The sequence below is a fragment of the Haloferax sp. SDI50 genome (assembly GCF_059802635.1).
Genome location: NZ_JBPULL010000001.1, coordinates 2,596,878 through 2,619,250, shown reverse-complemented (window position 1 = coordinate 2,619,250; position 22,373 = coordinate 2,596,878). Strand labels below are relative to the sequence as shown.

Genomic DNA, 22,373 nt, shown 5'->3' with positions numbered 1-22,373 from the left:
CCTCACTGCGGGCGCTGAAGGCTGTTTCCCTTGGGCTTAGTCGTGGCCGGAGACGCGGACCGGCTGGTAGGGCTCTTCGAGGTAGTCGATGTCGGAGTCCGAGAGCGTGATGTCGAGGGCCTCGACCGCGTCTTCGAGATGTTCGATACTGCTCGTGCCGACGATAGGTGCGTCTACCCAGTCCTTGTGGAGCACCCACGAGAGGGCGAGTTGCGCCATCTTGACGCCCTTCTCGTCGGCGAGTTCCTCGACGCGCTCGTTCACCTCGCGGCCGCCGCCCTCGAAGTACGGGTGGCCCTTGGCGTGTTCGTCGGTCCGGCCGCGGGTCGTCGCCTCGAACTCCTCGTGGGGGCGGGTGAGGTAGCCGCGGGCGAGCGGCGACCACGGCATGACGCCGACGCCCTGCTTCTCGCAGAGCGGGAGCATCTCGCGTTCCTCCTCGCGGTACAGCAGGTTGTAGTGGTTCTGCATCGTGGCGAAGCGGTCCAGCCCCAGCGAGTCGGCGGTGTACTGCGCCTCCGCGAACTGGTGGGCCCACATCGACGACGCGCCGACGTAGCGCGTCTTGCCGCGCCGAACCGCGTCGTCGAGCGCGCGCATCGTCGTCTCGATGGGCGTGTCGTAATCGTAGCGGTGAATCTGGAGCAGGTCGAGCGTGTCCATCCCGAGGCGGGAAAGCGAGTTGTCGAGCTCCTGTTCGATGGCTTTCCGTGAGAGACCGCCGGAGTTCGGGTCGTCGTCGTCCATCTGGAAGTACACCTTCGAGGCGACGACCGCCTCGTCGCGGCGGCCCTCCAGCGCCTTTCCGAGGACGCGCTCGGACTCGCCGTTCGAGTACATATTGGCGGTGTCGAAGAAGTTGATGCCGAGTTCGATGGCGCGGTCGACCAGTTCGAGCCCCGCCTCCTCGTCTAACACCCACTCGCGCCACTCCGGGGTGCCGAAGCTCATACAGCCGAGACAGATGCGGGAGACCTCCATGCCGGTGTCTCCGAGCGTCGTGTACTCCATGTGCGAACATCCCCGCGAGTCGGCAAAAAGATGGACCAAGCGGTAGCCGCGGTGGGTCACCTCCGGGCACCGAAGCCTCGACTCCGCCAATCGGCTGGCATCGCTGATAGTCGGTGGGTCAGCCGTTTCCCGGCGTCTGAAACCGTCTCTCTCGGTTTATGCTCTCCGGAGTCGTATCATTAATCCGAGGCGTAGCCTCGGTGATTCCGATGTTCACAACCAAACAACTGGTCGCGCTCCTCGTGAGCCTCCTCGTGGTGGGGTCGCTCGCGGGCGTCGCGGCCGCACAACAGGGACCGTCCGCCGGCGGTGCCGTCGTCGTCGACGAGGGCGAGACCGTCGACGGCGACCTCGACGCGGTCGGCGGCACGGTCGTCGTGGCCGGGACGGTAACCGGCGACGTGTCCGCGACGGCCGGGACCGTCCTCGTGACGGAGACGGGCGTTATCAACGGGAACCTCGACGCAGTCGCGGGCTCCGCGACCCTCGAAGGCAGCGTCGGCGGCGACGTGAGCCTCGCGGGCGGCGCGGTGTTCGTCCGCGACACCGCCGACATCGGCGGGTCGGTAGACGCCGCCGGCGGCACCGTCCGACTCGACGGCGCGGTCGCCGGCAACGTCCGCGTCGGAGCCGACGAACTCGCGGTCGGCCCGACCGCTCGGGTCGGCGGGGCGCTCGAATACGACGCGACGACCGCGACCGTCGACTCCGCGGCCGTCGTCGACGGCGGCGTGCGGCAGGTGGACGACCTCGCGGTCGCCGCGCCCGCCGTCGCCGGGACGCCGTTCCAGTTCGGCCAGTCCGACTTCGTCATCCCCGGCTGGGTGGTCTCGGGCTACTGGCTGCTCGCCAACTTCGTCCTCGGCGCGATTATCGTCCTCGTCGCCCCCGACTTCGCCCGCCGCGTGACGGGCCTCGGGACGAAGAAGGCCGTGCGGAGCGGCGGCGTCGGCCTCCTCGCCATCGTCGCGGTGCCCATCGTCCTGTTGCTCCTGCTGTTGACCATCGTGGGCATCCCGCTCTCGCTGGCCGGCGGGGTCGGCTTCCTGCTCGTCCTCTGGGCGGCGAGCATCTACGGCGCGCTCGTCCTCGGGACGTGGCTCCTGTCGCTCGCGGACTACGACAACCGCTGGGCCGCGCTGTTCGCCGGCCTGTTCGTCCTCGCCGTGCTCGGCTTCGTCCCCCTCGGGGGCGTCCTCGAGTTCGTCGTCCTGCTCGTCGGGCTCGGCGCGTTCGCGCTGGCGCTCCGCGGGGAGTCCGCCGACGACGGCGACGACAGCCTGAGCGCCACCGACGAAGGCCCGCAGGAAGGCTCGCCGATGGCCTGACGGCGCGCCTCTCCCGCGAAACCCGGACGAACAATTATTATGGTCTGTTCTGTCTGTCGAGCCATGGCAGTCGACTACGCGGCCGAGTCGGAATCGTTCGAGTGGGACATCCCCGAGAACTACAACATCCCCGCGGTCATCGAGTCGCACGCCGACGCCTTCGGCGACCGCGTCGCCCTCCGGTTCCGCGACGCCGACGGCGGCCGCGAGGAGCGGACCTACGGCGACCTCCGCGACGACATGAACCGCTTTGCCAACGCGCTCGAATCCATGGGCGTCGGGAAGGGCGACCGGCTCATCCACCTCCTCCCCCGCGACCCCGACGTGTTCGCCGTCCAACTCGGCGCGCTCAAGCGCGGCGCGCTGCTCGTGCCGAGTTCGTCGATGCTCAAGCCCAAGGACATCGCGTTCCGCGCGAACGACTGCGAGGCGACGACCGCCGTCGTCCACGAGTCGCTCGTCGAGATGGTCGACGAGGTGCGCGACGAGACGCCGCTTTCGAACTTCGTCGTCCTCGGCGGCGACGCCGACGGCTGGACTTCGTTTTCGGACCTCGTCGCCGACGAGTCCGCCGAACACGACGGCCCCGACCTCCGGGCCGAAGACCCCATGTCCATCAACTACACGTCGGGGACGACCGGCCAGCCCAAGCCGGTCCGCCACCGCCACCGCTGGATGCGGTGTTTCGAACTCGTCAACGCCCCCTACTGGTGGGGCGTCACGGCCGACGACGACCTCTCCGACGAACTGCTCTGGGCGACGACCGGCACCGGGTGGGCCAAGTGGTTCTGGAGCCCCGTCGGCGTCGGCCTGACGACCGGGGCGACCCAGTTCGTCTACCGCGGCGACTTCGAACCGGACACGTTCCTCGATATCATGGAAGAAGAGGGCGTCACCCGCCTCTGCGCCGTCCCGACCCAGTACCGGATGTTCGCCCAGCGCGACCTCGGCTCGTACGACCTCCGACTGAAAGAGGCGCTGTCGGCGGGCGAACCGCTCAATCGCGAGCCAATCGAGGCGTTCCGCGAGGCGTTCGGCGTCACCCCGAGAGACGGCTACGGCCAGACCGAGACGGTCGCGCTCCTCACGAACTACCCCGGTATCGACGTGAAACCCGGCAGCATGGGCAAGCCGACGCCCGGCCTCGGCACGACCATCATCGACGAAAACGAGGAGGAAGTCGGCGTCGACGAAATCGGTGAAATCGCCGTCCCGGTCGGCTGCCCCGGCATCTTCGACGGCTACTACGAGAAGCCGAACCTCGACGAAAAGACGTTCTCCGGCGACTACTACCGCACCGGCGACCTCGCCTCCCGCGACGAGGACGGCTACTTCTTCTTCGAGGGCCGCGCCGACGACATCATCATCTCGGCGGGCTACCGCATCGGCCCCTTCGAGGTCGAAGACGCGCTCGTCTCCCACGAGGCGGTCGCGGAGGCCGCCGCGGTCGCCAGCCCCCACGAGGAACGCGGTAGCATCGTCAAGGCGTTCGTCGTCCTCACCGACGGCTACGAGGGCTCGGACGACCTCGTGGACGAACTCCAGTCGTTCATGAAAGAACAGACGGCCCCGTACAAGTACCCGCGCGAAATCGAGTTCGTCGCGGAACTGCCGAAGACCTCCTCGGGGAAGATTCGCCGCATCGAACTGCGGTCGCAGGAACGGGACTGAGTCGCGTCCGCCGGGGAACCCATTTCCCCTTTGTCACCTTTCTTTAGGCGTCGTCGCTTGGTGACGCCCATGTACATCGCGGACCAGACGTGGCCCGAACTCGGTGACTACGTGGCCGAATCGTCGCTCGCGGTCGTCCCCCTCGGCTCGACGGAACAGCACGGCCCGCACCTGCCGCTCGCCACCGACCACCTCATCGCGGAGGCGTTGGCCCGCGAGGCGGCCGACCGGACCGGCTTCCTCTGCACCCCGACGGTCAACGTCGGCGTCAGCCCCCACCACCGCCAGTTCCACGGGACGATGTGGGTCGACCCGCCGCAGTTCCGCGACTACGTGGAGTCGATGACGCGCAACCTCGCGTACCACGGCATCGACCGGGTCGTGTTCGTCAACGCCCACGGCGGCAACGTCCAACACCTCCGCGAGGTCGGTCGCCGCCTCCGCGACGACGGTACCATGTACGCCATCGAGTGGATGTGGGACGAGTCGATTCCGGACCTCGTGACCGACCTGTTCGACCACCCCGGCCCCCACGGCGGACCGAAGGAGACCTCGATGATAATGCACATCGCCCGCGACCTCGTCCGCGAGGGCGAACTCGAAGCCGCCCGCGACGGCGGCGTGGTGGACCTGAGCGACGCCCACCTCCGCGAACACGGCGCGCGCACGTTCTACGACGCCGTCGAGAACTCCGGAAACGGCGTCTTCGGCGACCAGACCGACGCGTCGCCCGAGGCCGGCGAAGAACTGTTCGAGGCCGCGACCGACCAGCTCGTTCGCCTGCTGTCGTGGCTCGACGACCAGCCGATTGAGGACCTGCTCGCACCCGCGCACGTCGACCCGCAACCGGGGTCGCGTCGCTAACTCATCGGCTGGCCGACACGCTCTTTTCTCTACCGCCGAAGGGACGCCCATGACCGTCTGGGTCCTCGGTGACCAACTCGACCCGTCGGCCGCGCCGCTCCAGTCCGACGACCGCGTGCTGATGATAGAGGCGCACGCCTTCGGCGACCGACTGCCGTACCACCCCCAGAAGCTCGCGCTCGTCTTCTCGGCGATGCGGCACTTCCGCGACGACCTCCGCGAGCGCGGCTACGAGGTGACCTACCTCCAAACCGAGACGTTCGGCGAGGGGCTCGACCGCTACTTCGACGCCGCGCCCGGCGACGACCTCGTCATGCTCGACCCGCCGAGCCACGGTGCGGGCGAGCGGCTTCGAGAGCTCGTCTCCGCCCGCGGCGGGTCGCTCACGCTCGTCGAGAACGACCTGTTTCTCACGACGCCCGCCGACTTCGACGACTGGGCCGGCGACGCCGACAGCTACCGACAGGAACACTGGTACCGACACGCCCGCCGGGAGACGGGCGTCCTGATGGACGGCGACGACCCCGTCGGCGGCGAGTGGAACTACGACGACCAGAACCGCGAGACGCCGCCGGAGGGGTGGACGCCGCCCGAGGCACCGCGGTTCGAGCCGGACGAGACGACGCGAGAGGTCATCGACTTCGTCCGCGAGCGCTACCCCGACGCGTGGGGGTCGCCCGAACCGTTCGGCTGGCCGGTGACGCGTTCGGAGGCGAGACGGGCGCTGTCGCACTTCGTCGAGGTCCGCCTCCCCGAGTTCGGCCCGTACCAGGACGCGATGGTCGACGGCGAGTGGGCGCTGTGTCACTCGCTCCTGTCGGCGGCCATCAACCTCGGTCTGCTCCACCCGCGCGAGGCGGTCGAAGCGGCCGAGGAAGCGTACGAGAGAGGCGACGCCCCGCTCAACAGCGCCGAGGGGTTCGTGCGGCAGGTCCTCGGCTGGCGGGAGTTCGTGCGGCACGTCTACCGGCGGTCGATGCCCGAGTTGGCCGAAGCGAACCAACTCGACCAAACCGAACCGCTCCCGGAGGCGTACTGGACCGGCGAGACGGACATGCGCTGTCTCTCGGAGGCTGTGGGCCACGTCCGCGACCGCGGCTACGCCCACCACATCGAGCGCCTGATGGTGCTTTCGAACTTCGCGCTGGTCTACGGCGTCGACCCGGCGGAACTCGACCGCTGGTTCCACCTCGGCTTCGTCGACGCGTTCCACTGGGTGACGACGCCGAACGTGGTCGCCATGGGCTCGTTCGCCACCGACGTGCTCTCGTCGAAGCCCTACGCCTCGTCGGGCAACTACGTGAACAGGATGTCAGACTACTGCTCGTCGTGTCCCTACGCGGTGTCGAAGACGACCGGCGAGAACGCCTGCCCGTTCAACGCGCTCTATTGGGACTTCCTGAAGGAAAACGAAGCACGCCTCCGCGGGACGGGTCGGATGGGACTCATGTACTCCCACGTCGACCGCAAGGACGACGAGGAGTGGGACGCTATCCGGGCGCGGGCCGACGAGATTCGGCGGATGGGCCGGGCGGGGACGCTCTGAGGCGGGCGACGGCCGACCGTCCAAGGCTGACGGCTACGACCCGCGAGCGCCGCGGCTAGCGGGGTGATAATGCAGAACTCTGCTTCGCTGTCGAGTCGTCGCCGGTCGGAACGCGTCGGACTCAGAGTCGCGTGACGTTCGTCGCCCGCGGGCCTTTGTCGGCCTCCTCGATGTCGAACTCCACTTCCTGGCCCTCTTCGAGGTCGGGACCCTCGATGTCCTCCATGTGGAAGAACACGTCGTCGTCGTGGTCGTCGGTCTCGATGAAGCCGTAGCCGCCGGAGGACTTGAAGAACGCAACCTTACCTTTCGCCATTGCGTGTCGAAACTCATCGGTTGGCGGCATAAGGATTCCGCCGATTGCTACCAATGACCGTGGTACTCGTTTACTCTCCTTCGCGTCAGTCGTCGCGTGGCTCCCGGCCGAGCGTGTGAAACTCCTCGTTCGGCCGCATATCAGCGAACATCGCCATGCGGTTGCTGAGGTTGAAGAAGGCGGTAACCGCGCCGATGTCCCATATCGCCTCCTCGGAGAAGCCGGCGTCGCGGAGTCGCTGGAGGTCGTCTCCGCCGACTTCGACGGGCGACTCGGTGAGTTTGACCGCCACGTCGAGCATCGTCTTGTGTTTCTCGGGGATGTCGGCGGTGCGGTAGTTGGCGACCAGTTGGTCCGCGAGCAGCGGGTCTTTCGCGTAGATGCGGACCAGCGCGCCGTGGGCGACGTTGCAGTAGTAACAGTGGTTGACGCCGGAGACGGCCACGATAATCATCTCTACCTCGTGGCGTTCGAGGTCGGTGTCCTCGACGAGGGCGTCGTGGTACTCGAAAAAGGGCCGGAAGTGCGAGGGCTTGTACGCGAACGCGGCGAAGACGTTCGGCGTGAAGCCGGCCCGCTCGGTTTCGTCGTCGATGCGCTCCCGCAGGTCGTCCGGGAGGTCGTCGCGGTCGGGCACCGGAAAGCGGCGCATGGCGTCGTCGTCCATGCGTCCCCGGTCTCCCGGACAGACCTTAATGATTCCTCATATTCGAGGGGCGCTCGCCGTCCCGAATCCGGGGTGTTCGACTCCGGGTTTCAGGGCGTTCAGAGCGCGACCGAGAGGTACGCCGCCGCGGCCACGGCGAACACGCCGACGGCGAACAGGCCGTAGTTGGCGACGGTGTTGTCCGCGGTCCACAGCGAGAGCGTGAACTTCCGGGACGAAAGCGGCCACAGGGGGCGGATGCCGGCGGGCGTGAGCACGTCGGCCGCGAGGTGCGCGAGGATGGTGAGCGCGCCCACGGCGAAGCCGAACGCGCCGAGCGCGGTCGCCGCGGCCTCGGGTTGGCCCGCGTTGCTGGCGAGGAGGTACGCGCCGCCGCCGCCGACGCCGCCGACGAGGGCGGCGAAGAGGACGGTGTGGGTCGGCCCGCGGTGGGAGATGCCGGGGACGCGCATGTCGTAGTCGGGGAGCATCGCCAGCCAGCACATCGCCGCGCCGGCGACGAAGGCGAGTTCGGGGCGGCCGGCCTGCACGAGCGCGAAGCCGAGCGGGGCGAACACGAGGAGCGAGACGCCCCAGTGACCGAATCGGTACATCTGGTGTGCCCTCGCGCCCCCGGCGAACAAAACCTTTCGGCCGCCGCGACCGTCAGCGGAGCAATCGTTATCTCCGGTGGCCGCGACTTTCGCGGCATGAGCCAACACCTCTCGTCGTTCCTCTCGGGTCTGTCGGCGCTTGAGGTGACGGCCCTCGTGCTCCTCATCTCGGTCGGTGGCGCGTTCGTCATGGAGAAAGTGGTCATCCGCCTCCTGTTTCGGTACACCAGCCGAACCGAGACCTCTCTCGACAACATCATCGTCCAAGAGCTTCGGTGGCCCATCGTCGTCACCGTCTCGCTGACGGGCATCTTCCTGTTTTCCAGAGCCCCGGCGGTCGCGGAGGCGTTCGTCGTCGACGCGGCGACGCTCAACGACTTCTTCGGCCTGCCGTCGCTGTCGGTCGGTATCGTCGTCTGGGCGTGGGCGCTCAACCGCCTCGTCAACCGCCTCGTCGACGCGGTCAAGGACAAAGGCAGTCGCTACGACTTCGCGCCCGTCTTCTCGAACGTCTGGACCATCGTCGTCTCGGTCGGCACTATCGGCGCGCTGCTGTACATCTGGGGCATCGAAATCACGCCGCTTTTCGCCGGTGCGGGCATCGCCGGCATCGCCGTCGGCTTCGCCGCCAAGGACACCGTCGCCAACTTCTTCGGCGGCATCGCGCTGTACTTCGACGACACCTACAAAATCGGTGACTACGTCGTCCTCGACTCCGGCGAGGCGGGCACCGTCGTCAAGGTCGGCATCCGCTCGACCACGCTTCTCACCCGCGACGAACTGCTCGTGACGGTGCCGAACTCGGTGCTCAACGCCGCGAAAATCATCAACGAGTCCGCGCCGAACCGCCGCCGCCGGCTGAAGGTCCCGGTGGGCGTCGCCTACGGCACCGACGTGGACGAGTTCGAAGACCTCCTGACCGACATCGCCCTCGACGAACCGCTGGTCCTCGACAGCCCGCGGCCGCGGCCGCGGCTCCGCCGGTTCGGCCCCGACGCGCTGGAGTACGAACTCGTCTGCTGGGTCAACAGTCCGCTCAAGCGCGGGAAGGCGACGCACAACCTCAACCGCGAGATATACAAGCGCCTGAACGACGCCGGCATCGGGATTCCGTTCCCCCAGCGGGACGTGCACGTCCACTCGGCGGACGCCGAGGCGACCGGGCAGTCGGCCGCGGCCGGGCTCTCGAACGGCGGCGTCCGGAAGCCGACGCGCGCCCGAGAGGCGGCCGACGAAGTGGTGGCCGGCGATGTCGCGGACGCGGACGCAGACCCGGACGGGGACGACAGCGCCTACGACGAGTGAGCGCCCGGTGTCGCTCGGTGGGTGCGCCCGCCGCGAGCGCCCGGTTCGGTCGCCGCCGGGAACGTTAACCGCGGCGCGGCCGTGGCTCGGATATGCTCCAACTCGGTCCCGTGGACGGGCTCATCGAGACGTTCGGTCCCTTCGCGATTCCGGTCCTGCTGTTCGCCGCCGGGTTCGTCGGCTACCTCGTGCTCGTCGCGCTCGGGCGGACCGGGCGCGACGGGAGTTGAATCTACTCTTCGACGACGATAGTACCCGTCATGCCCGCGGCCTCGTGAGGCACGCAGTAGTACGCGTGCTCGCCGGCCGTCTCGAAGGTGTGGACGTAGGACTGGCCAGACTGGACCGCGCCCTTCCCCTCGCTCCAGCCGGTCTCGGCCGCCTCTTGGGACTCGAAGCCGCCTGAGGCCCAGTACGCCGCGCCCTCGGGGAGTTCGTCGCCGTAGGCCGTGACCGAGTGGGCCTCGCCGCCGACGTGCTCGAAGGCGACGGTGTCGCCGGCCGATACCGTCAGTTCCGCCGGCTCGAACGCGACGGCGGTCATCTCGACAACGTGGTCGGCGTCCTCGGGGACGCCCTCGACGACGTTCGGCCCGCCGGACAGCGCCGCGTCGGCGGAGCCGCTTTCGCCGGCACTGCCCGCCTCGGGGGCCTTGCCGACTTCACCGACGACGGCGAACTGGGCGCGGGCGGTCGCCGTCGCGTACGCTTCCGCGGCGGCGTCGACCGCGCTTCCGTCCTCCAGCGCGGCGACGTAGTCCGACAGCGCCGCCTCGAAGCCCTCGTAGGCGTCGCGGTCGGCCCCCTCTAAGGCCTCGTGGACGCGGGCCTCCTCGAACGTCTGGAAGACGCCGGTCATGCGCTCCGAGGCGGCGGCTCCGAGGCCGGCGTCCGCGGCCGCGGTGGCGACGACGGCGTACATCGAATCGACCGCCTTCTGACCGTAGGTCTTGGCCGCGCCGTAGGCGTCGCCGCCCTCCTCGGCCGCGGTTCGGACCGACCCGAGCGCGCCCTCGAACGACTCGTAGAGGTCGTGGTCGGCCTCTTCCAAGGTCTCGTGATAGCCGCCCGCGCCGCTCTCGAAGAAGGCGAAGGTGGACTGGACGACCGAGCCGGCGCGGGCCGACGCGCCGACCTGCGCGAGCGCGGCGGCGTCGAATCCGCGGGCACCGAAGAACGCGGCCTCCGCGGCCGACACTTCGGCGGTCGCGCCGACGGCCGCCTCGAACTCGAACAGCGCGTCCATCGCGCCCTCGGCGTGGGCCGCGGCGGCGTCGGCGTTGCCGGCGGCGGCGTCCTCGACGAGGCCGGCGAGATGCTCCTCTTCGAAGCGGTGATAGAGCTCTTCGGACTCCTCTTCGACGGATTCGTGGAGGTTCGCCTCGTTCTCTTCGAACCGGGCGAAGAGGGATTCACCGACCGCGGCGGCGCGGTCCGTCTCGCCGACGGCGACCAGCTCGCGGGCGTCGCCGAGGCGGGCGCGGAAGAACGCCGCTTCGAGCACCGTCGCGGCCTCGCCGCCGACGAGCGCCGAGATTCCCGCGAGCAGGTTCTCGTCGACCGTCGCCACCGCCTCCTCGGCCGCAGCGCTGTCGCCCGATTCGGCGGCCTCGGTCAGCGATTCCAGCCCGCCCTCGAAGCCCTCGTAGGCGTCGTGGTCGGCCTCCTCCAGCGCTTCGTGCGCCCGCGCGCCCTCGAAGTGGGCGAACACGTCGCTCGCGACCGTCGCGGCGAAGTCGGCCTCGCCCGCGGCGACCAGTCGGGGCACGTCGGCGGCGCGGGCGCGGTAGAGCGACAGCGCGGCCGCGTGGGCGAACTCGTCGCCGGGACCGCCGAGGCCGGCCAGCACTTCCGCGTCGAAGCCGACCGCCTGCATGAGCGCGAGGTGGCCCGCGCCCGCGACCGATTCGGGGGCGAGTTCGTAGCTCGCATCGACCGTCGCGCCGGCGGCGGTCCGGGCCGAGGCGGCGATGGTCTCGGCGTCGCCGGCGTCGGCCGCGCCCTCGACGGCCGCCTCGAAGGTTTCGTACAGTTCGCCCGAGGCGGACTCAAGCGACGAGTGCGCGGGCGCGTCCTCGAAGTCCTCGTACACCGCGTTCGCCAGTTCGGCCGCGGCGTCGACCTCGCCGGCCGCGGCGAGCAGTCCGGCGTCGCGGGCGCGAGCGCCGAACAGCAGGACCTCCAGCGCGTCGACCACGGCGGCGTCGACCCGGCCGCGCTGGGCCGCAAGCAGGTTGTCGGACGCCTGCACCGCGAGGTCCGACCCGCGCTCGGCGTCGCCGGCGGCGTACGCCTCTCTCGCGCCGCCGAGGTGCGATTCGAACGTCTCGTAGTTCTGTTCGTTCGTCGTCTCCAACTGCTCGTGTGCGCCCCACTCGCCCGAAGACTGCTCGAAGCGGGCGAACACGTCGCCGGTGACGCGGGCGGCGGTGCCCAGTCGCCCCGCGGCGGCCAGCGCGACGGTGTCGTAGAGCCGGGCGCGCATCGCGTTCCACTCGGCCGCGACGGCGACGGCGGCGTCGACGCTCACCGACGACTCGGCGTCCTCGGTGGTCGTTTCGGCCGTGGTCTCCGTCTCCGAATCGGTCTCGGCGGCAGTGGTCGTATCATCGCTCGATTGGCCGTTGCAGCCGGCGAGCCCGGCGGTCGCGACTGCGAGTCCCGTCGTCTGCAAGAGACGTCGTCTGCTGTATCCCATGGTTTTAGGCGCGCCTAATAATAGAAAAACGCGTCGATTTTTAGGCAGGCCGAAAATCTTGCGTCGCTCGGTTCAGTCGGCCGTCGCGGACTCGTCGCCGCGGAAGCGGTCCAGCGCCGACTCGAAATCGTCGTCGTCTTCGACGGTGTCTTCCCACTCTTCGAGGCCGCGTTCGGCGCGGGTCCCCGCGATGGTGTTGTCGAAGAAGAAGGCGATGAGGCCGCCGACTGCCATGCCGGTCGAACCGATGACGAAGACGGTGTCGGCGACGAGTTGGGTCCCGAGGACGGGGCCGACGAGCGCGACCTGTCGCATCCCCTCGCGGAACGCCGCCGCGCTTCCGACGTTCCCCATGTAGGCGGGGACGGCGAGACCGGCGAACATGGCGACGCCGACGATGAACACGTTCCGGGAGGAGTCGAGGTCGACGTACTTCAGGTTCGAGAGGCCGACGGCGACGATTTGGCCGAACATGGCGACGTAGAGGCCGCCGACGATGGGGTCGGGAATCGTCGCGATAAGCTGGCCGAAGTAGCCGACGAAGCCCATGACGAGCATCACGACCGCCCCGACCTGCACGACGTAGCGGGAGGCCACGCCCGTCAGGCCGATTGCGCCGATGTTCTCGGAGTAGGAGGTCGAGCCGCTGCCGCCCATGACGGCCGAGAAGACGTTCATCGCGCCCTCCATGCCGATGCCGTGATTGATGCGGCGCTCGGAGGGCGCGCCGACGCCCGAGAGCCGGGCGACGGCGTGGTAGTCACCGAACGATTCGACCATCGAGGCCGCGACGCCGGCGAGCATCCCGATGATGAACGAGGTCGTGAACTGCGGGATGCCGAAGGCGACCGACCCCACGACGGGGAGCGAAACGGTCGTCGTCCCCGCGCCGCCCGCGAAGCCCCACTGAAGCGGGTAGATGGGCATGAGCGCCGGGGCCTCGATGACCGTCTGGAGGTTCACGTAGCCCGCCGCGCCGGGCGCGATGACGCCCGCGACCGAGAGGCCGGCGGCGACGACGTACGAGACGATGACGCCGAGCAGCACCGGGAACAGCTTGAACGCCGGGTGCGCGGTGTCGAGATACTGCGAGAACAGGACGATGAGCGCCAGCGTCAGGCCGAGGAGCCACCAGTTGTTCGTGGCGGACGCGACCTGCGAGGCGTTGAACAGCGACAGCCCGATGAGCGCGATGGTCGGCGCGATGACGACCGGCGAGATGAACTTCCGGAGGCGTCCGAGCAGGCCGAAGTAGCCGACGAACACCTCGACGACGGCCGCGACGATAATCGCGCCCTGGAGTTGCAGGAGCGCGCTCTGCCACGCGACGCCCGACTGGTCGGTCGCCGTCGCCACGCCGATGACGGCGAGCGCCGGCGCGAGCATCGAGAAGGGCGCACCCTGCACGATGGGGTAGCGGTTCCCGAACGTCGTCTGCATCAGCGTCGCGATGCCGGAGACGACGAAGAACGTCCCGACGAACCGCGGAATCACGTCGGCGGGCATGCCGAGGGCTCCGGCGAGGATGAGGGGGACGGCGATGTTCGCGCCCACCATGGTGAGGTAGTGTTGGGCGCCGAGAAGGAGAGCGGTCGGAAGAGGTGGTTTGTCGTCGATACCGTACTGCACGAACGAGGAGGGAGAGGAGTCGTCCGTCACGACCATCCCCCCGTATGTGGCGGTTCGCTCCCGAGCATAGTTGTCCGAGGATTTTGTTCAGACTATATATGTCCTGCTTTTCGCGCGCGTTCGGGGAGCAACGACTTTGTTTCACCGGTTTCATTCGTGACGTGTGACCGACCGACACGGCGCTTCGGCGGCGGGGAACCGCGACCGATGGCTGTTCGGCTGGGCGCTGGGCTACGCCGCGGTGGGCGCGTCGTCGCTCGTCGTCCCGCTGTACGCCATCGAACTGGGGGCGAGCGCGCTGTTCGTCGGCCTCATCGCCGCGACCGCCGCTTTCGCCGGCGCGCCGGGCGCGATACTCTGGGGTCGGCTGGCGGCCCGTGCGAAGCGCAGACGGCCCTTCATCCTCGTCGCGCTCGCGGCGACCGCGGGGGCGCTCGCTCTCACCGCCGTCGCCGCATCGCCGGTCGCGGTCCTCGTCGCCAACGCCCTCCTGTGGTTCGCCGTCGCCGCGGCCGCGCCGGTGTTGAACCTCATCGTCGTCGAGGGCGTCCCGTCGACGGACTGGGACCGCCGCTTCGGCGTCCTCAACCACTATCAGGGCTACGGCTGGCTCGGCGGCCTCGTCGTCGGCGCGGTCTGGTCGGCGCTGGCCCCGCGGCTGTTCGGCCTCGACGCGCTGTCGGTCCAGCGGCGGTTCCTCGTCGCGGCCGCGGTCGCCGCCGCCCTCGGGGCCGTCCTCGTCCGCGTCTGGTACCCCGAGCGCTCGACGGTGTCGACGCGACGGTTCACCCGCGTCTCGGGCAGTATCCGTCGACAAAGCGGCCTCGTCGGGCGCTCCGTCCGCGCGGTCCCGTACGGTCCCTCGCGGCTCTACTGGGCGCTCCAGAGCCTCGACCTCGACGACCTCCGGGCGCGGATGAGCCCCGAACTCCTCCGGTATCTCGCGGCCGCGACGCTGTTTTTCGTCGGCTTCTCGGTGTTTTTCGGGCCGCTCCCGGCGTACCTCGTCGACGCCGGACGGACCGCCGACGAGGTGTTCGCCCTGTTCGTCCTGTCGAGTCTCGGGTCGGCGGCGAGCTACGCGAAGGTCGGCGCGTTCGCGGCGCGACACGACCCCCGTCGCCTCCAGGCCGGCGCGCTGGCGACCCGCGGCCTCGCCTTCCCGGCGGTCGCCGTCGTCGGCACGCAGTTGGCCGCGTTCGCCGCGCTCGTCACGCTCGGCGCGACGTTCCTCGTCATCGGCGTCACGTGGGCGGTCATCGCGGTGACCGCGACGGGGCTGGTGACGCGGCTCGCGCCCGACCGGATTCGCGGCGAGGCCCTCGGCGCGTACACGGCGCTTTCGAGCCTCGGCGGCGGGGTCGGCTCGGCGCTCGGCGGCCTCGTCGCGGACGCCGCCGGCTACGTCGCGGCGTTCGGGCTCGCGGGCGTCGTCGTGGGCTGTGCGCTCGTCGTGGTGTTGCTCACCGGCGGTCAGGGCGTCGCGGCGGGAGAGCAGTCGCTCGCCGATTAGGGTCTCGAAAACGAAAGCGGGGCCGGTCGTCGAACCGCCTTACTCGATGGCGTGCACCGGCGAAATCCAGACGACGAGGTCGCCGTCGCGCTTGATGACGCCCTCGATGGAGTCGTCCTTTTCGAGCGGCGGGTCCTCCACGTCGTCCATCGAGACGCGCACGACCTGGTACACCTCGTCGACGAGCCAGCCGGTCGCCGCCTCGTCTTCGAACTTGTTCGGGTCGAAGATGACGATGCGCTTCGACTCGCCCTCGGCGTCGATGCTGAGAAGCGACTTCGGATTGATGATGGACGTGGTCCGCCCGCGGAGGTCCATCACGCCCTCGACGTAGTCCGGCGCGTTCGGCACCGCCGTGAGCTGGCCCTTGTCGACGATTTCGCTCACGTACTCGATGTCGACGCAGTACGTCTCCGGTCCGAGTTGGAATTCCAGCACCTGTACTTCTTCGGCGGAGTCCTCCGCGTCGGTCTCGTCCGCGTTCATCTCGGTCGTGATTGCATCTTGTCGCATGGTCAACCCCGGCGGCGACATCCGCCGCCACCTGTCTGCTTCAGAGTGGTGAGATTCAGCGTATAAAGATACGTACTCGATTATCAGCCGTGATTATCCCCGCCGAGTGTTTATATACCCGATTTCCGAACCACGGAGGTAGATGAGCGGTCAACGAAACGGCACACTAACGAAGCCACCGAGCCCTCGGCGGGGGGTCCGCTCGGCAACCCAGCGCGCCCCTCGTCCCGGCACCGGCGGGTGGGGGCGATGAGTTCAGCCACCGGAGCGGAGCCGACGCGAGCGGTCGTCGTCGACGACTCGCGGTTCATGCGGACGCTGATTCGCACGCTCCTCGAAGACGCCGACGTCGAGGTCGTCGCCGAGGCGGCCGACGGCCGCGAGGCGATTTCGGTGGTCGAGGAGAACCGACCGGACGTGGTGACGATGGACATCGAGATGCCCGAGATGAACGGCCTCGACGCGGTCGAGGCCATCATGGAGGAGTGTCCGACGCCCGTCCTCATGCTCTCGGCGCACGCCGAGGAGGACGCCGACGTGACGTTCGAAGCGCTCGACCGGGGGGCGGTCGACTTCGTGACGAAACCGGGCGGCGAAGTCACCTCCGAGATGCCCCGCGTCAAGCGGGAACTGGTCGAGAAGATTCAGTCCGCCGCGGCGGTCGACCTCTCGGCGACGCGCCGGGGCTCTCGACCACCGAAGGCGGAGTCGAAGTCGCCGGCGACCGCGGGGTCGACATCGGCGGCGTCGGGGACGACCGAGTCGCTCCCGACCGAAGGCTCGACGCTGATTATCGGCGCGTCCACGGGCGGGCCGAACGTCGTCGAACGAGTGCTCGCGGCGCTTCCCGCGGAGGCCGGACTCCGCGTGCTGGTCGTCCAGCACATGCCGGCCGGCTTCACGAAGCGCTTCGCGGCGCGGCTCGACGGCCGCTGTGACTACGAGGTCCGCGAGGCCGAAGACGGCGAGCGAATCGGCCCCGGACAGATTCGAATCGCACCGGGCGGCTCGCACCTCCTCGTGACCGGCGACCGCGCGGGACGCCTCCGGCTCGAACTCTCCGACGACGAGCCGCTGCACGGCGTCAAACCGGCTATCGACCTCACGATGGCGTCGGCCGCGGAGGCGGTCGACGCGCCGCTGGCCGGCATCCTGCTCACGGGTATGGGCCGCGACGGCGTCGAGGGGATGACCCGAATCAAGCGGGCGGGCGGCCACACGGTCGCACAAGACGAAGAGACCTCTGCAATCTTCGGGATGCCGAAGCGGGCCATCGAGGCCGGCTGTGTCGACACCGTCGCGGCCGACGGGCGAATCGCGGACGAAGCACTCAGCGGGCTCACTACCTGACCATGGACGAAGAACTCTACCAAGCATTCATCACCGAGAGCGAAGAGAGCATCACGCAGTTGAACAACTCGCTTCTGTCGCTGGAGTCGAACCCGGACGACACCGAGGCCATCGACGACATCTTCCGGCAAGCCCACACGCTGAAGGGGAACTTCGGCGCGATGGGCTTCGACAACGCCGCGACCGTCGCCCACGCCGTCGAGGACCTCCTCGACGAGATTCGCCACGAGCGACTCGACGTGACGGCCGAGCGGATGGACCTCGTCTTCGACGGGATGGACCTCATCGTGGACATCCTCCACGACATCGAGGAGAACGGCGAGTCCACCATCGACCCGAGCGACACGGTCGAGGAGATTCGCGCGGCCGTCGAGGACGGCGGTGACGCGGGAAACTCGAATCCGGCGGCGTCTGACGAGGCCGACCGCGAGTCGGTCGACCTCGGCTCTCTCGCCGCCGACTGCGTCGACGCAGACGCGCTGGACGCGACCACGCTCACCCACGCCCACGTCGAACTCGACGCCGGCCAGATGAAGGGCGTCGACGCCGGCATCTTCCTCAGCAGCATCCCCGAGGACCTGGACGTGGTCGGGGCGAACCCGACCCGCGACGCCATCGAAGACGGCGAGTTCGGCGACGGCTTCGACCTGTTCGTCGCGGAGCGCGACGCCGCCGTCGTCGAAAGCGAACTCGACGGCCTCTGGAAGGTTTCCGCGGTCGAGACGACCGACGTGTCCGACGCGCTCGCCGCCGGGGACGCGACCGCGACTGCAAGCGACGTGCCGGCCGCCGACTCCGACGCGGACGCCGAGGGAGACGCCTCGGCGTCGGACGAGACCGAGCCGAGCGCCGCCGCTGACGCTGACGCTGCCGGCGACACCGGCGCGGACGCGGCCACCGACGAACAGGTGGGCGACGACGGCTCCGAGGGAGACGCCGACGGAGCCGAATCGACCGACGGCGACGGCGAAGACAACGCGAACGACGCGGACGAGGGCGACGGCGCGGAGCAGAAAAAGGAGGCACGCTCCATCTCGGCGGTCAAGTCCGTCCGCGTGGACGTCGACCAACTCGACGAACTCCACGAACTCGTCGAGCAGTTGGTCACGAGCCGAATCAAGCTCAGAAACGCCATCGACGTGGGGCAGACGACCGCGCTCGACACGCTCGACGAACTGGACAAGATTTCGTCGAACCTCCAGAACACCGTGATGGACATGCGGCTCATCCCGCTGAAGAAGGTGTTCGACAAGTTCCCCCGACTGGTGCGCGACCTCGCCCGCGAGCAGGACAAGCGCGTCTCGTTCAAAGTCGAGGGCGCGGACATCGAACTCGACCGCACCATCCTCGACGAGATTTCCGACCCGCTGATGCACGTCCTCCGGAACGCCGTCGACCACGGCATCGAAGACCCCGACGTTCGCGAGGCGAACGGCAAGTCCCGCACGGGGACCATCCGGCTCTCCGCGCGCCGCCAACACGACACCGTCATCGTGACCGTCGAGGACGACGGGAGCGGCATCGACGCCGACGCCGTCCGCGAGAAGGCAATCGATAAGGGCGTTGCGACCCGCGAGGAACTGGACCAGATGCCCGACAGCGAAGTGTACGACTACATCTTCCACCCGGGCTTTTCGACCAACGACGAAATCACCGACGTGTCCGGCCGCGGCGTCGGCATGGACGTGGTGAAGACGACCGTCGAGTCGCTCGACGGCTCGGTGTCGGTCGAGAGCGAACCCGGCGAGGGGAGCACGTTCAACATCCGGCTGCCGGTGTCGGTCGCCATCATCAAGGTGCTGTTCGTGCAGGTCGAAGACCGCGAGTTCGGCGTCCCCATCAAGTACATCGACGAGATTAGCCGCCGCGACCGCGTCCAGACGGTCAACGGCGCGGAGGTCATCGTCCACGAGGAGACCATCTTCCCCCTGATTCGGCTCCGCGAGGCGCTCGAAATCGACTCGCCCGAGCCCGACGACGGCATGGTGGTCCGCATCCGCCCCGACGACAGGCAGGTCGCGCTGCACTGCGACGGCGTGACGAAACAGGAGGAGGTCGTCGTGACGCCCCTCCAAGGACCGCTGTCGGGCGTCGGCGGGCTGTCGGGGACGGCCGTCATCGGCGACGGGAACGTCATCCCGATTCTCGACGTGTCGACGCTTCAACTTCCCGCCGACGGCGAGCAGGCGATGCGCGAGTTCGACCCGAGCCAGCTCCCCGACACTGCCGAGGAGGCGGCCGACTGATGCCGTCGTCGGCGACCGACGACCCGGCGTTCGACCGGCTCTTGGACTACATCGAAGACTCCCTGCAGTTCCAGACGAGTTCGTACAACGACGCCTACCTCGACCGCCGAATCTCCGCGCGGATGCGGCGACGACGCGTCGACGACTACGGGCCGTACCACGACCTCCTCACCGACGACGAGGACGAACAGCAGGCGCTGCTCGACGCGCTGTCGGTCAACGTGACGAGCTTCTTCCGCAACCCTGAGGTGTGGGAGGCGCTCCGGGAGGTGCTCCGCGACCTGAGTTCGCGGGGGAGCCGCCACGACCCAATCAAGATCTGGAGCGCGGCGTGTTCCGACGGCCGCGAGGCGTACTCGCTGGCGATGCTCGCCCACGACGACGACCGGGTCGACGAGCGCCGCATCGAAATCGTCGGCACGGACATCAAACGCGAGATTCTGCGCGCCGCCAGAGCCGGCGAGTACCGCGCCTCCGAGACGAACGACGTGGCCGAACAGCTCGACCCCATCGGCCGCTGGGAGCGCTTCGTCGACCGCGACGACGACACCTTCCGGGTGAAAGACGCCGTCACCGACATGGTCCGCTTCGAGCGGCGGGACCTCATCCGCGAGGAGCCGCCGGGGACGTTCGACCTCGTCGTCTGCCGGAACCTGTTCATCTACATCAACGCGGAATCGAAGCGCGCCGTCTTCGAGACGCTCGGCTCCGCGCTGAACCCGGACGGCTACCTCACCATCGGCATGACCGAAACCATCCCGCCGACGTGCAGACAGCAGTTCGACCCCGTCGAGAAACGACTCCGCATCTACCGCGCGAGCGACGCCGCGGTCGGGAGGTGAGCGATGAAACCCGGTGAGCAAAAGCTCGGGGACACGCGCGGGCGGTTCCTCCAAGTCGTCAAGAACGGCCGGGAGATGCACGACGTGGACTGGACGAGCGGCCGCATCCTGCTTTCGAACCGGCGGCTCATCCTCGCGGGCACGGGCGGCAAGCGGACGATTCAGCTCTCGAAGATACAGGAGTTCGGCGGCCGGTACGACGTGAATCAACGCATCGCGACCGTCTCCGACTACTTCAGCGTCCACATCCCGTCGGGCGTCGTCCTGCTCGCGCCCGTCGACTACGACGAGTTCGAGACGGACTTCTTCGGCGCGCTGCTCAACACCGAGCAGTTCCTCGCGCGACACCCCGCGGTCGCCGGCGGCGTCGTCCAGAACACCGAGTGGGAGAAGTCCCGGCTCAAAGTCGAAACCGAGGCCGTGAGCATGGCGACCGTCGGCGGCAAGTTCGTCGAAATCCGCCTCGACGACATCGGCGACGTGAAAACCGGCGAGCGGACCATCGTCGACGAACACCGCAGCGTCATCGAGGTCGAACACTCCGACGACGAGGGGACGAGCCTCCAGACGTACATCTCCGGCTCCGACCGCGCCGTCAGCTTCCTCTACACGCTCCTCCGGGAGGGCGAGGAGCTTTCGGAGACCTCCATCGAACTGAGCGAGACGGACAAACAGGTCCTCACGGCGCTGTACTCCGGCGTCTCGCCGTTCGACATCCCCAACTTCCTCGGCCTCGACGTGGACGAGGTCGAGGAACTCTTTCAGCGGCTCATCGACCACAACGTCGTCGAGGAGATTCGCGTGCGCCACGAGGTGCAGCTCAACGCCCGCGGCCGCAGCATCGCCTCCGACGCAATCAACGAGCAGTAGCCAGCACTCGGTTTTTCGCGGCGCAGTCGTCGAATCCGGAGCGACGCGTCGCGCTCGTCAGTCGTCGCTCGCGCGCCGCGAGGCGCGTTCGAGCGCGATTCCGGCGTAGACGCCACCCAACCAGACCCCGGCTAAGAGTACGTGAGAAGGAAGACGACACCGACCAACACGTCGCCGTGTCGGAAGCCGAAGGAGTAGCTGACTGCACTTCCGAGTCCCAGCCCGACGAGCGCCGAGGTCCGTGTCCGCATGGAGGTTGGATTGGTTGTGTGGTTGATAGTTATTCCCAACCACGGACGGAACCGCTTCCGCCAGAAAAACAGCGTCAGACGTTCACGTCTTCGATTTCCTCGTTGACGACGAACCGGCCCTGCGGCGTCAGCGAGGTCGGCAGTTCGTCGTCGCCGATGAGTTCCTCCTCGTGGAGTGTCTCCAGTTCCGCTTCGAGGACTTCCTCTTCGACGCCGAGGAGTTCGCTGAAGTCGACCTCGGCGGCCATCTCGCCGGCGGAGTACAGCCCGACGAGGACTTCGAGGCCCTGTTCGGTGATTTCGACGTCGCGGACGCCCGACTTTATCCAGTGGTAGACGAGTCTGAGGTAGCGCCCGAGAATGTTCATCTTCCGCCGCGAGTCGAGCGTTATCTCGGAGGTGACCGTCTGGCCCTGTTTGACGTGCTGGACCGAAAGCACCAGTCGCGTTTCGCCGTCGACGGTCCGTTCGAGCACCTCGAAGAAGATGACGCTCGCGAGGTCGATGTGGAACGGCTCGCCGTTCTCGGTGAGCGGGCCGTCGTCGTCGGGGAACGTGACGGCCTCGTAGTCGAGATGCAGGCCCGAGGGTCGGCGCTCCGTGTCGAGGACGCGGCCGCCGATGCGGGCCGGGTGGGTGACCTGCGCGCGCGAGCCGTTGAGCGCCGCGCGGAACAACAGCAGCGAGAACTTCTCGATGGTCTCGCGGTCGCCGCCGATGACGGTCGTCCGTCGCTGGCGGCCGATGATGTAGCCGACCATCACCGTGTAGTCGAAGAACTCCTCGACCTCCGGGGGAACCTGCCCGACGGCGATGTCGAAGATGGACGTGATGGGAATGACGGTCTTCGCCTTCGACGTGGCGAGGATGAGCCGCCGCTGGCTCATCAGGACGCGGCCCTTGACGGGTTCGAACGAGGCGTTGCCGCCGGCGACGAAGTTGGCGACGAAGTCGACGACGATTGACTCGCCGTCGCTGGTCTGTTTTTCCGTCTGCTTCTTCGAGCGCTCCCGTTCTTGTTCCTCGCGTTCGTCCGACGGCTCGGACTTCTTCCGACGGTACGCCTGCAGGAGATCGCTTTTCGCCACGTCGCCCCCCTCGGGCGCGCGGGAACGGGCCTCCTGTGCGGTCTGTTCGCCTCCTGTGTCTGGCATCGTATC

At 68.4% G+C, this 22,373-nt stretch carries 19 protein-coding genes and 1 pseudogene; 11 read left to right on the top strand and 9 right to left on the bottom strand.

Features of this window, described 5'->3' with window-relative positions:
- Positions 1-36: 36 nt before the first annotated feature.
- Positions 37-1,011 carry an aldo/keto reductase gene (locus ACSR87_RS13815; RefSeq protein WP_498530852.1) on the bottom strand — a complete coding sequence of 325 codons (975 nt, stop codon included), beginning with the start codon at positions 1,009-1,011 and terminating at the stop codon, positions 37-39.
- A 209-nt stretch (positions 1,012-1,220) separates the two neighbouring features.
- On the opposite strand from ACSR87_RS13815, the gene ACSR87_RS13810 reads away from it, so the two are divergent.
- The 4 genes from ACSR87_RS13810 to ACSR87_RS13795 all read left to right on the top strand — a co-directional run bounded on the left by ACSR87_RS13810 (position 1,221) and on the right by ACSR87_RS13795 (position 6,420).
- Entirely contained in the window at positions 1,221-2,339 is a 1,119-nt protein-coding gene (locus tag ACSR87_RS13810; RefSeq protein WP_498530851.1) for a bactofilin family protein, read from the top strand.
- A gap of 63 nt (positions 2,340-2,402) precedes the next feature.
- On the top strand, positions 2,403-4,010 hold the full coding sequence (locus tag ACSR87_RS13805; protein ID WP_498530850.1) for an acetate--CoA ligase: 1,608 nt from the start codon (positions 2,403-2,405) through the stop codon (positions 4,008-4,010).
- A 69-nt stretch (positions 4,011-4,079) separates the two neighbouring features.
- Complete coding sequence (locus ACSR87_RS13800) at positions 4,080-4,874, top strand: creatininase family protein (RefSeq protein ID WP_498530849.1); 795 nt, start codon at positions 4,080-4,082, stop codon at positions 4,872-4,874.
- A 49-nt stretch (positions 4,875-4,923) separates the two neighbouring features.
- Complete coding sequence (locus ACSR87_RS13795; protein WP_498530848.1) at positions 4,924-6,420, top strand: cryptochrome/photolyase family protein; 1,497 nt, start codon at positions 4,924-4,926, stop codon at positions 6,418-6,420.
- A gap of 121 nt (positions 6,421-6,541) precedes the next feature.
- Here ACSR87_RS13795 and ACSR87_RS13790 read toward each other — a convergent pair whose 3' ends face one another.
- The 3 genes from ACSR87_RS13790 to ACSR87_RS13780 all read right to left on the bottom strand — a co-directional run bounded on the left by ACSR87_RS13790 (position 6,542) and on the right by ACSR87_RS13780 (position 7,996).
- Positions 6,542-6,736, bottom strand: a complete 195-nt coding sequence (locus ACSR87_RS13790; protein WP_004043709.1) for a cold-shock protein — start codon at positions 6,734-6,736, stop codon at positions 6,542-6,544.
- A gap of 85 nt (positions 6,737-6,821) precedes the next feature.
- Complete coding sequence (locus ACSR87_RS13785; RefSeq protein ID WP_004043710.1) at positions 6,822-7,403, bottom strand: peroxidase-related enzyme; 582 nt, start codon at positions 7,401-7,403, stop codon at positions 6,822-6,824.
- Between the two features lie 98 nt (positions 7,404-7,501).
- On the bottom strand, positions 7,502-7,996 hold the full coding sequence (locus tag ACSR87_RS13780) for a metal-dependent hydrolase (protein ID WP_498530847.1): 495 nt from the start codon (positions 7,994-7,996) through the stop codon (positions 7,502-7,504).
- 96 nt (positions 7,997-8,092) lie between these two features.
- Between ACSR87_RS13780 and ACSR87_RS13775 the strand changes: the two genes are divergently transcribed.
- Together ACSR87_RS13775 and ACSR87_RS13770 are read left to right on the top strand one after the other, a co-directional pair.
- Positions 8,093-9,301: a mechanosensitive ion channel family protein gene (locus ACSR87_RS13775; RefSeq protein ID WP_498530846.1), complete on the top strand. Its 1,209-nt coding sequence runs from the start codon at positions 8,093-8,095 to the stop codon at positions 9,299-9,301.
- 92 nt (positions 9,302-9,393) lie between these two features.
- Positions 9,394-9,531 (top strand): hypothetical protein, encoded by a 138-nt coding sequence (locus ACSR87_RS13770; protein ID WP_004043713.1) that lies wholly within the window; start codon positions 9,394-9,396, stop codon positions 9,529-9,531.
- Positions 9,532-9,533: 2 nt separating this feature from the next.
- On the opposite strand, the gene ACSR87_RS13765 is transcribed toward ACSR87_RS13770, so the two are convergent.
- The gene (locus tag ACSR87_RS13765; RefSeq protein WP_498530845.1) at positions 9,534-11,999 is read right to left on the bottom strand and encodes a DUF5059 domain-containing protein; all 2,466 of its coding nucleotides are present in this window, start codon (positions 11,997-11,999) and stop codon (positions 9,534-9,536) included.
- A gap of 72 nt (positions 12,000-12,071) precedes the next feature.
- A complete protein-coding gene (locus ACSR87_RS13760) occupies positions 12,072-13,664 on the bottom strand; it encodes a uracil-xanthine permease family protein (RefSeq protein WP_498530844.1) in 1,593 nt (530 codons plus the stop codon).
- A gap of 127 nt (positions 13,665-13,791) precedes the next feature.
- Between ACSR87_RS13760 and ACSR87_RS13755 the strand changes: the two genes are divergently transcribed.
- Positions 13,792-15,141 (top strand): MFS transporter, encoded by a 1,350-nt coding sequence (locus tag ACSR87_RS13755; protein ID WP_498530843.1) that lies wholly within the window; start codon positions 13,792-13,794, stop codon positions 15,139-15,141.
- A gap of 39 nt (positions 15,142-15,180) precedes the next feature.
- On the opposite strand, the gene ACSR87_RS13750 is transcribed toward ACSR87_RS13755, so the two are convergent.
- On the bottom strand, positions 15,181-15,654 hold the full coding sequence (locus ACSR87_RS13750; protein WP_049897050.1) for a chemotaxis protein CheW: 474 nt from the start codon (positions 15,652-15,654) through the stop codon (positions 15,181-15,183).
- A 249-nt stretch (positions 15,655-15,903) separates the two neighbouring features.
- Here ACSR87_RS13750 and ACSR87_RS13745 point away from each other — a divergent pair, with 249 nt between their 5' ends.
- From ACSR87_RS13745 to ACSR87_RS13730, 4 genes are read left to right on the top strand one after another with little or no spacing between them, the layout of a single operon-like run.
- Complete coding sequence (locus ACSR87_RS13745; RefSeq protein ID WP_498530842.1) at positions 15,904-17,004, top strand: protein-glutamate methylesterase/protein-glutamine glutaminase; 1,101 nt, start codon at positions 15,904-15,906, stop codon at positions 17,002-17,004.
- 2 nt (positions 17,005-17,006) lie between these two features.
- Positions 17,007-19,250, top strand: coding sequence for an ATP-binding protein (locus ACSR87_RS13740; RefSeq protein WP_498530841.1), 2,244 nt, complete (start codon positions 17,007-17,009; stop codon positions 19,248-19,250).
- Positions 19,250-20,092, top strand: a complete 843-nt coding sequence (locus ACSR87_RS13735) for a CheR family methyltransferase (protein WP_498530840.1) — start codon at positions 19,250-19,252, stop codon at positions 20,090-20,092. Before ACSR87_RS13740 ends, ACSR87_RS13735 begins: the two co-directional genes overlap by 1 nt.
- 3 nt (positions 20,093-20,095) lie before the next feature.
- Complete coding sequence (locus tag ACSR87_RS13730) at positions 20,096-20,962, top strand: CheF family chemotaxis protein (RefSeq protein WP_004043721.1); 867 nt, start codon at positions 20,096-20,098, stop codon at positions 20,960-20,962.
- A 57-nt stretch (positions 20,963-21,019) separates the two neighbouring features.
- Here ACSR87_RS13730 and ACSR87_RS13725 read toward each other — a convergent pair.
- A pseudogene (locus tag ACSR87_RS13725) lies at positions 21,020-21,213 on the bottom strand (hypothetical protein).
- Between the two features lie 74 nt (positions 21,214-21,287).
- On the bottom strand, positions 21,288-22,301 hold the full coding sequence (locus ACSR87_RS13720; protein WP_008573871.1) for a CheF family chemotaxis protein: 1,014 nt from the start codon (positions 22,299-22,301) through the stop codon (positions 21,288-21,290).
- Positions 22,302-22,373: the final 72 nt, after the last annotated feature.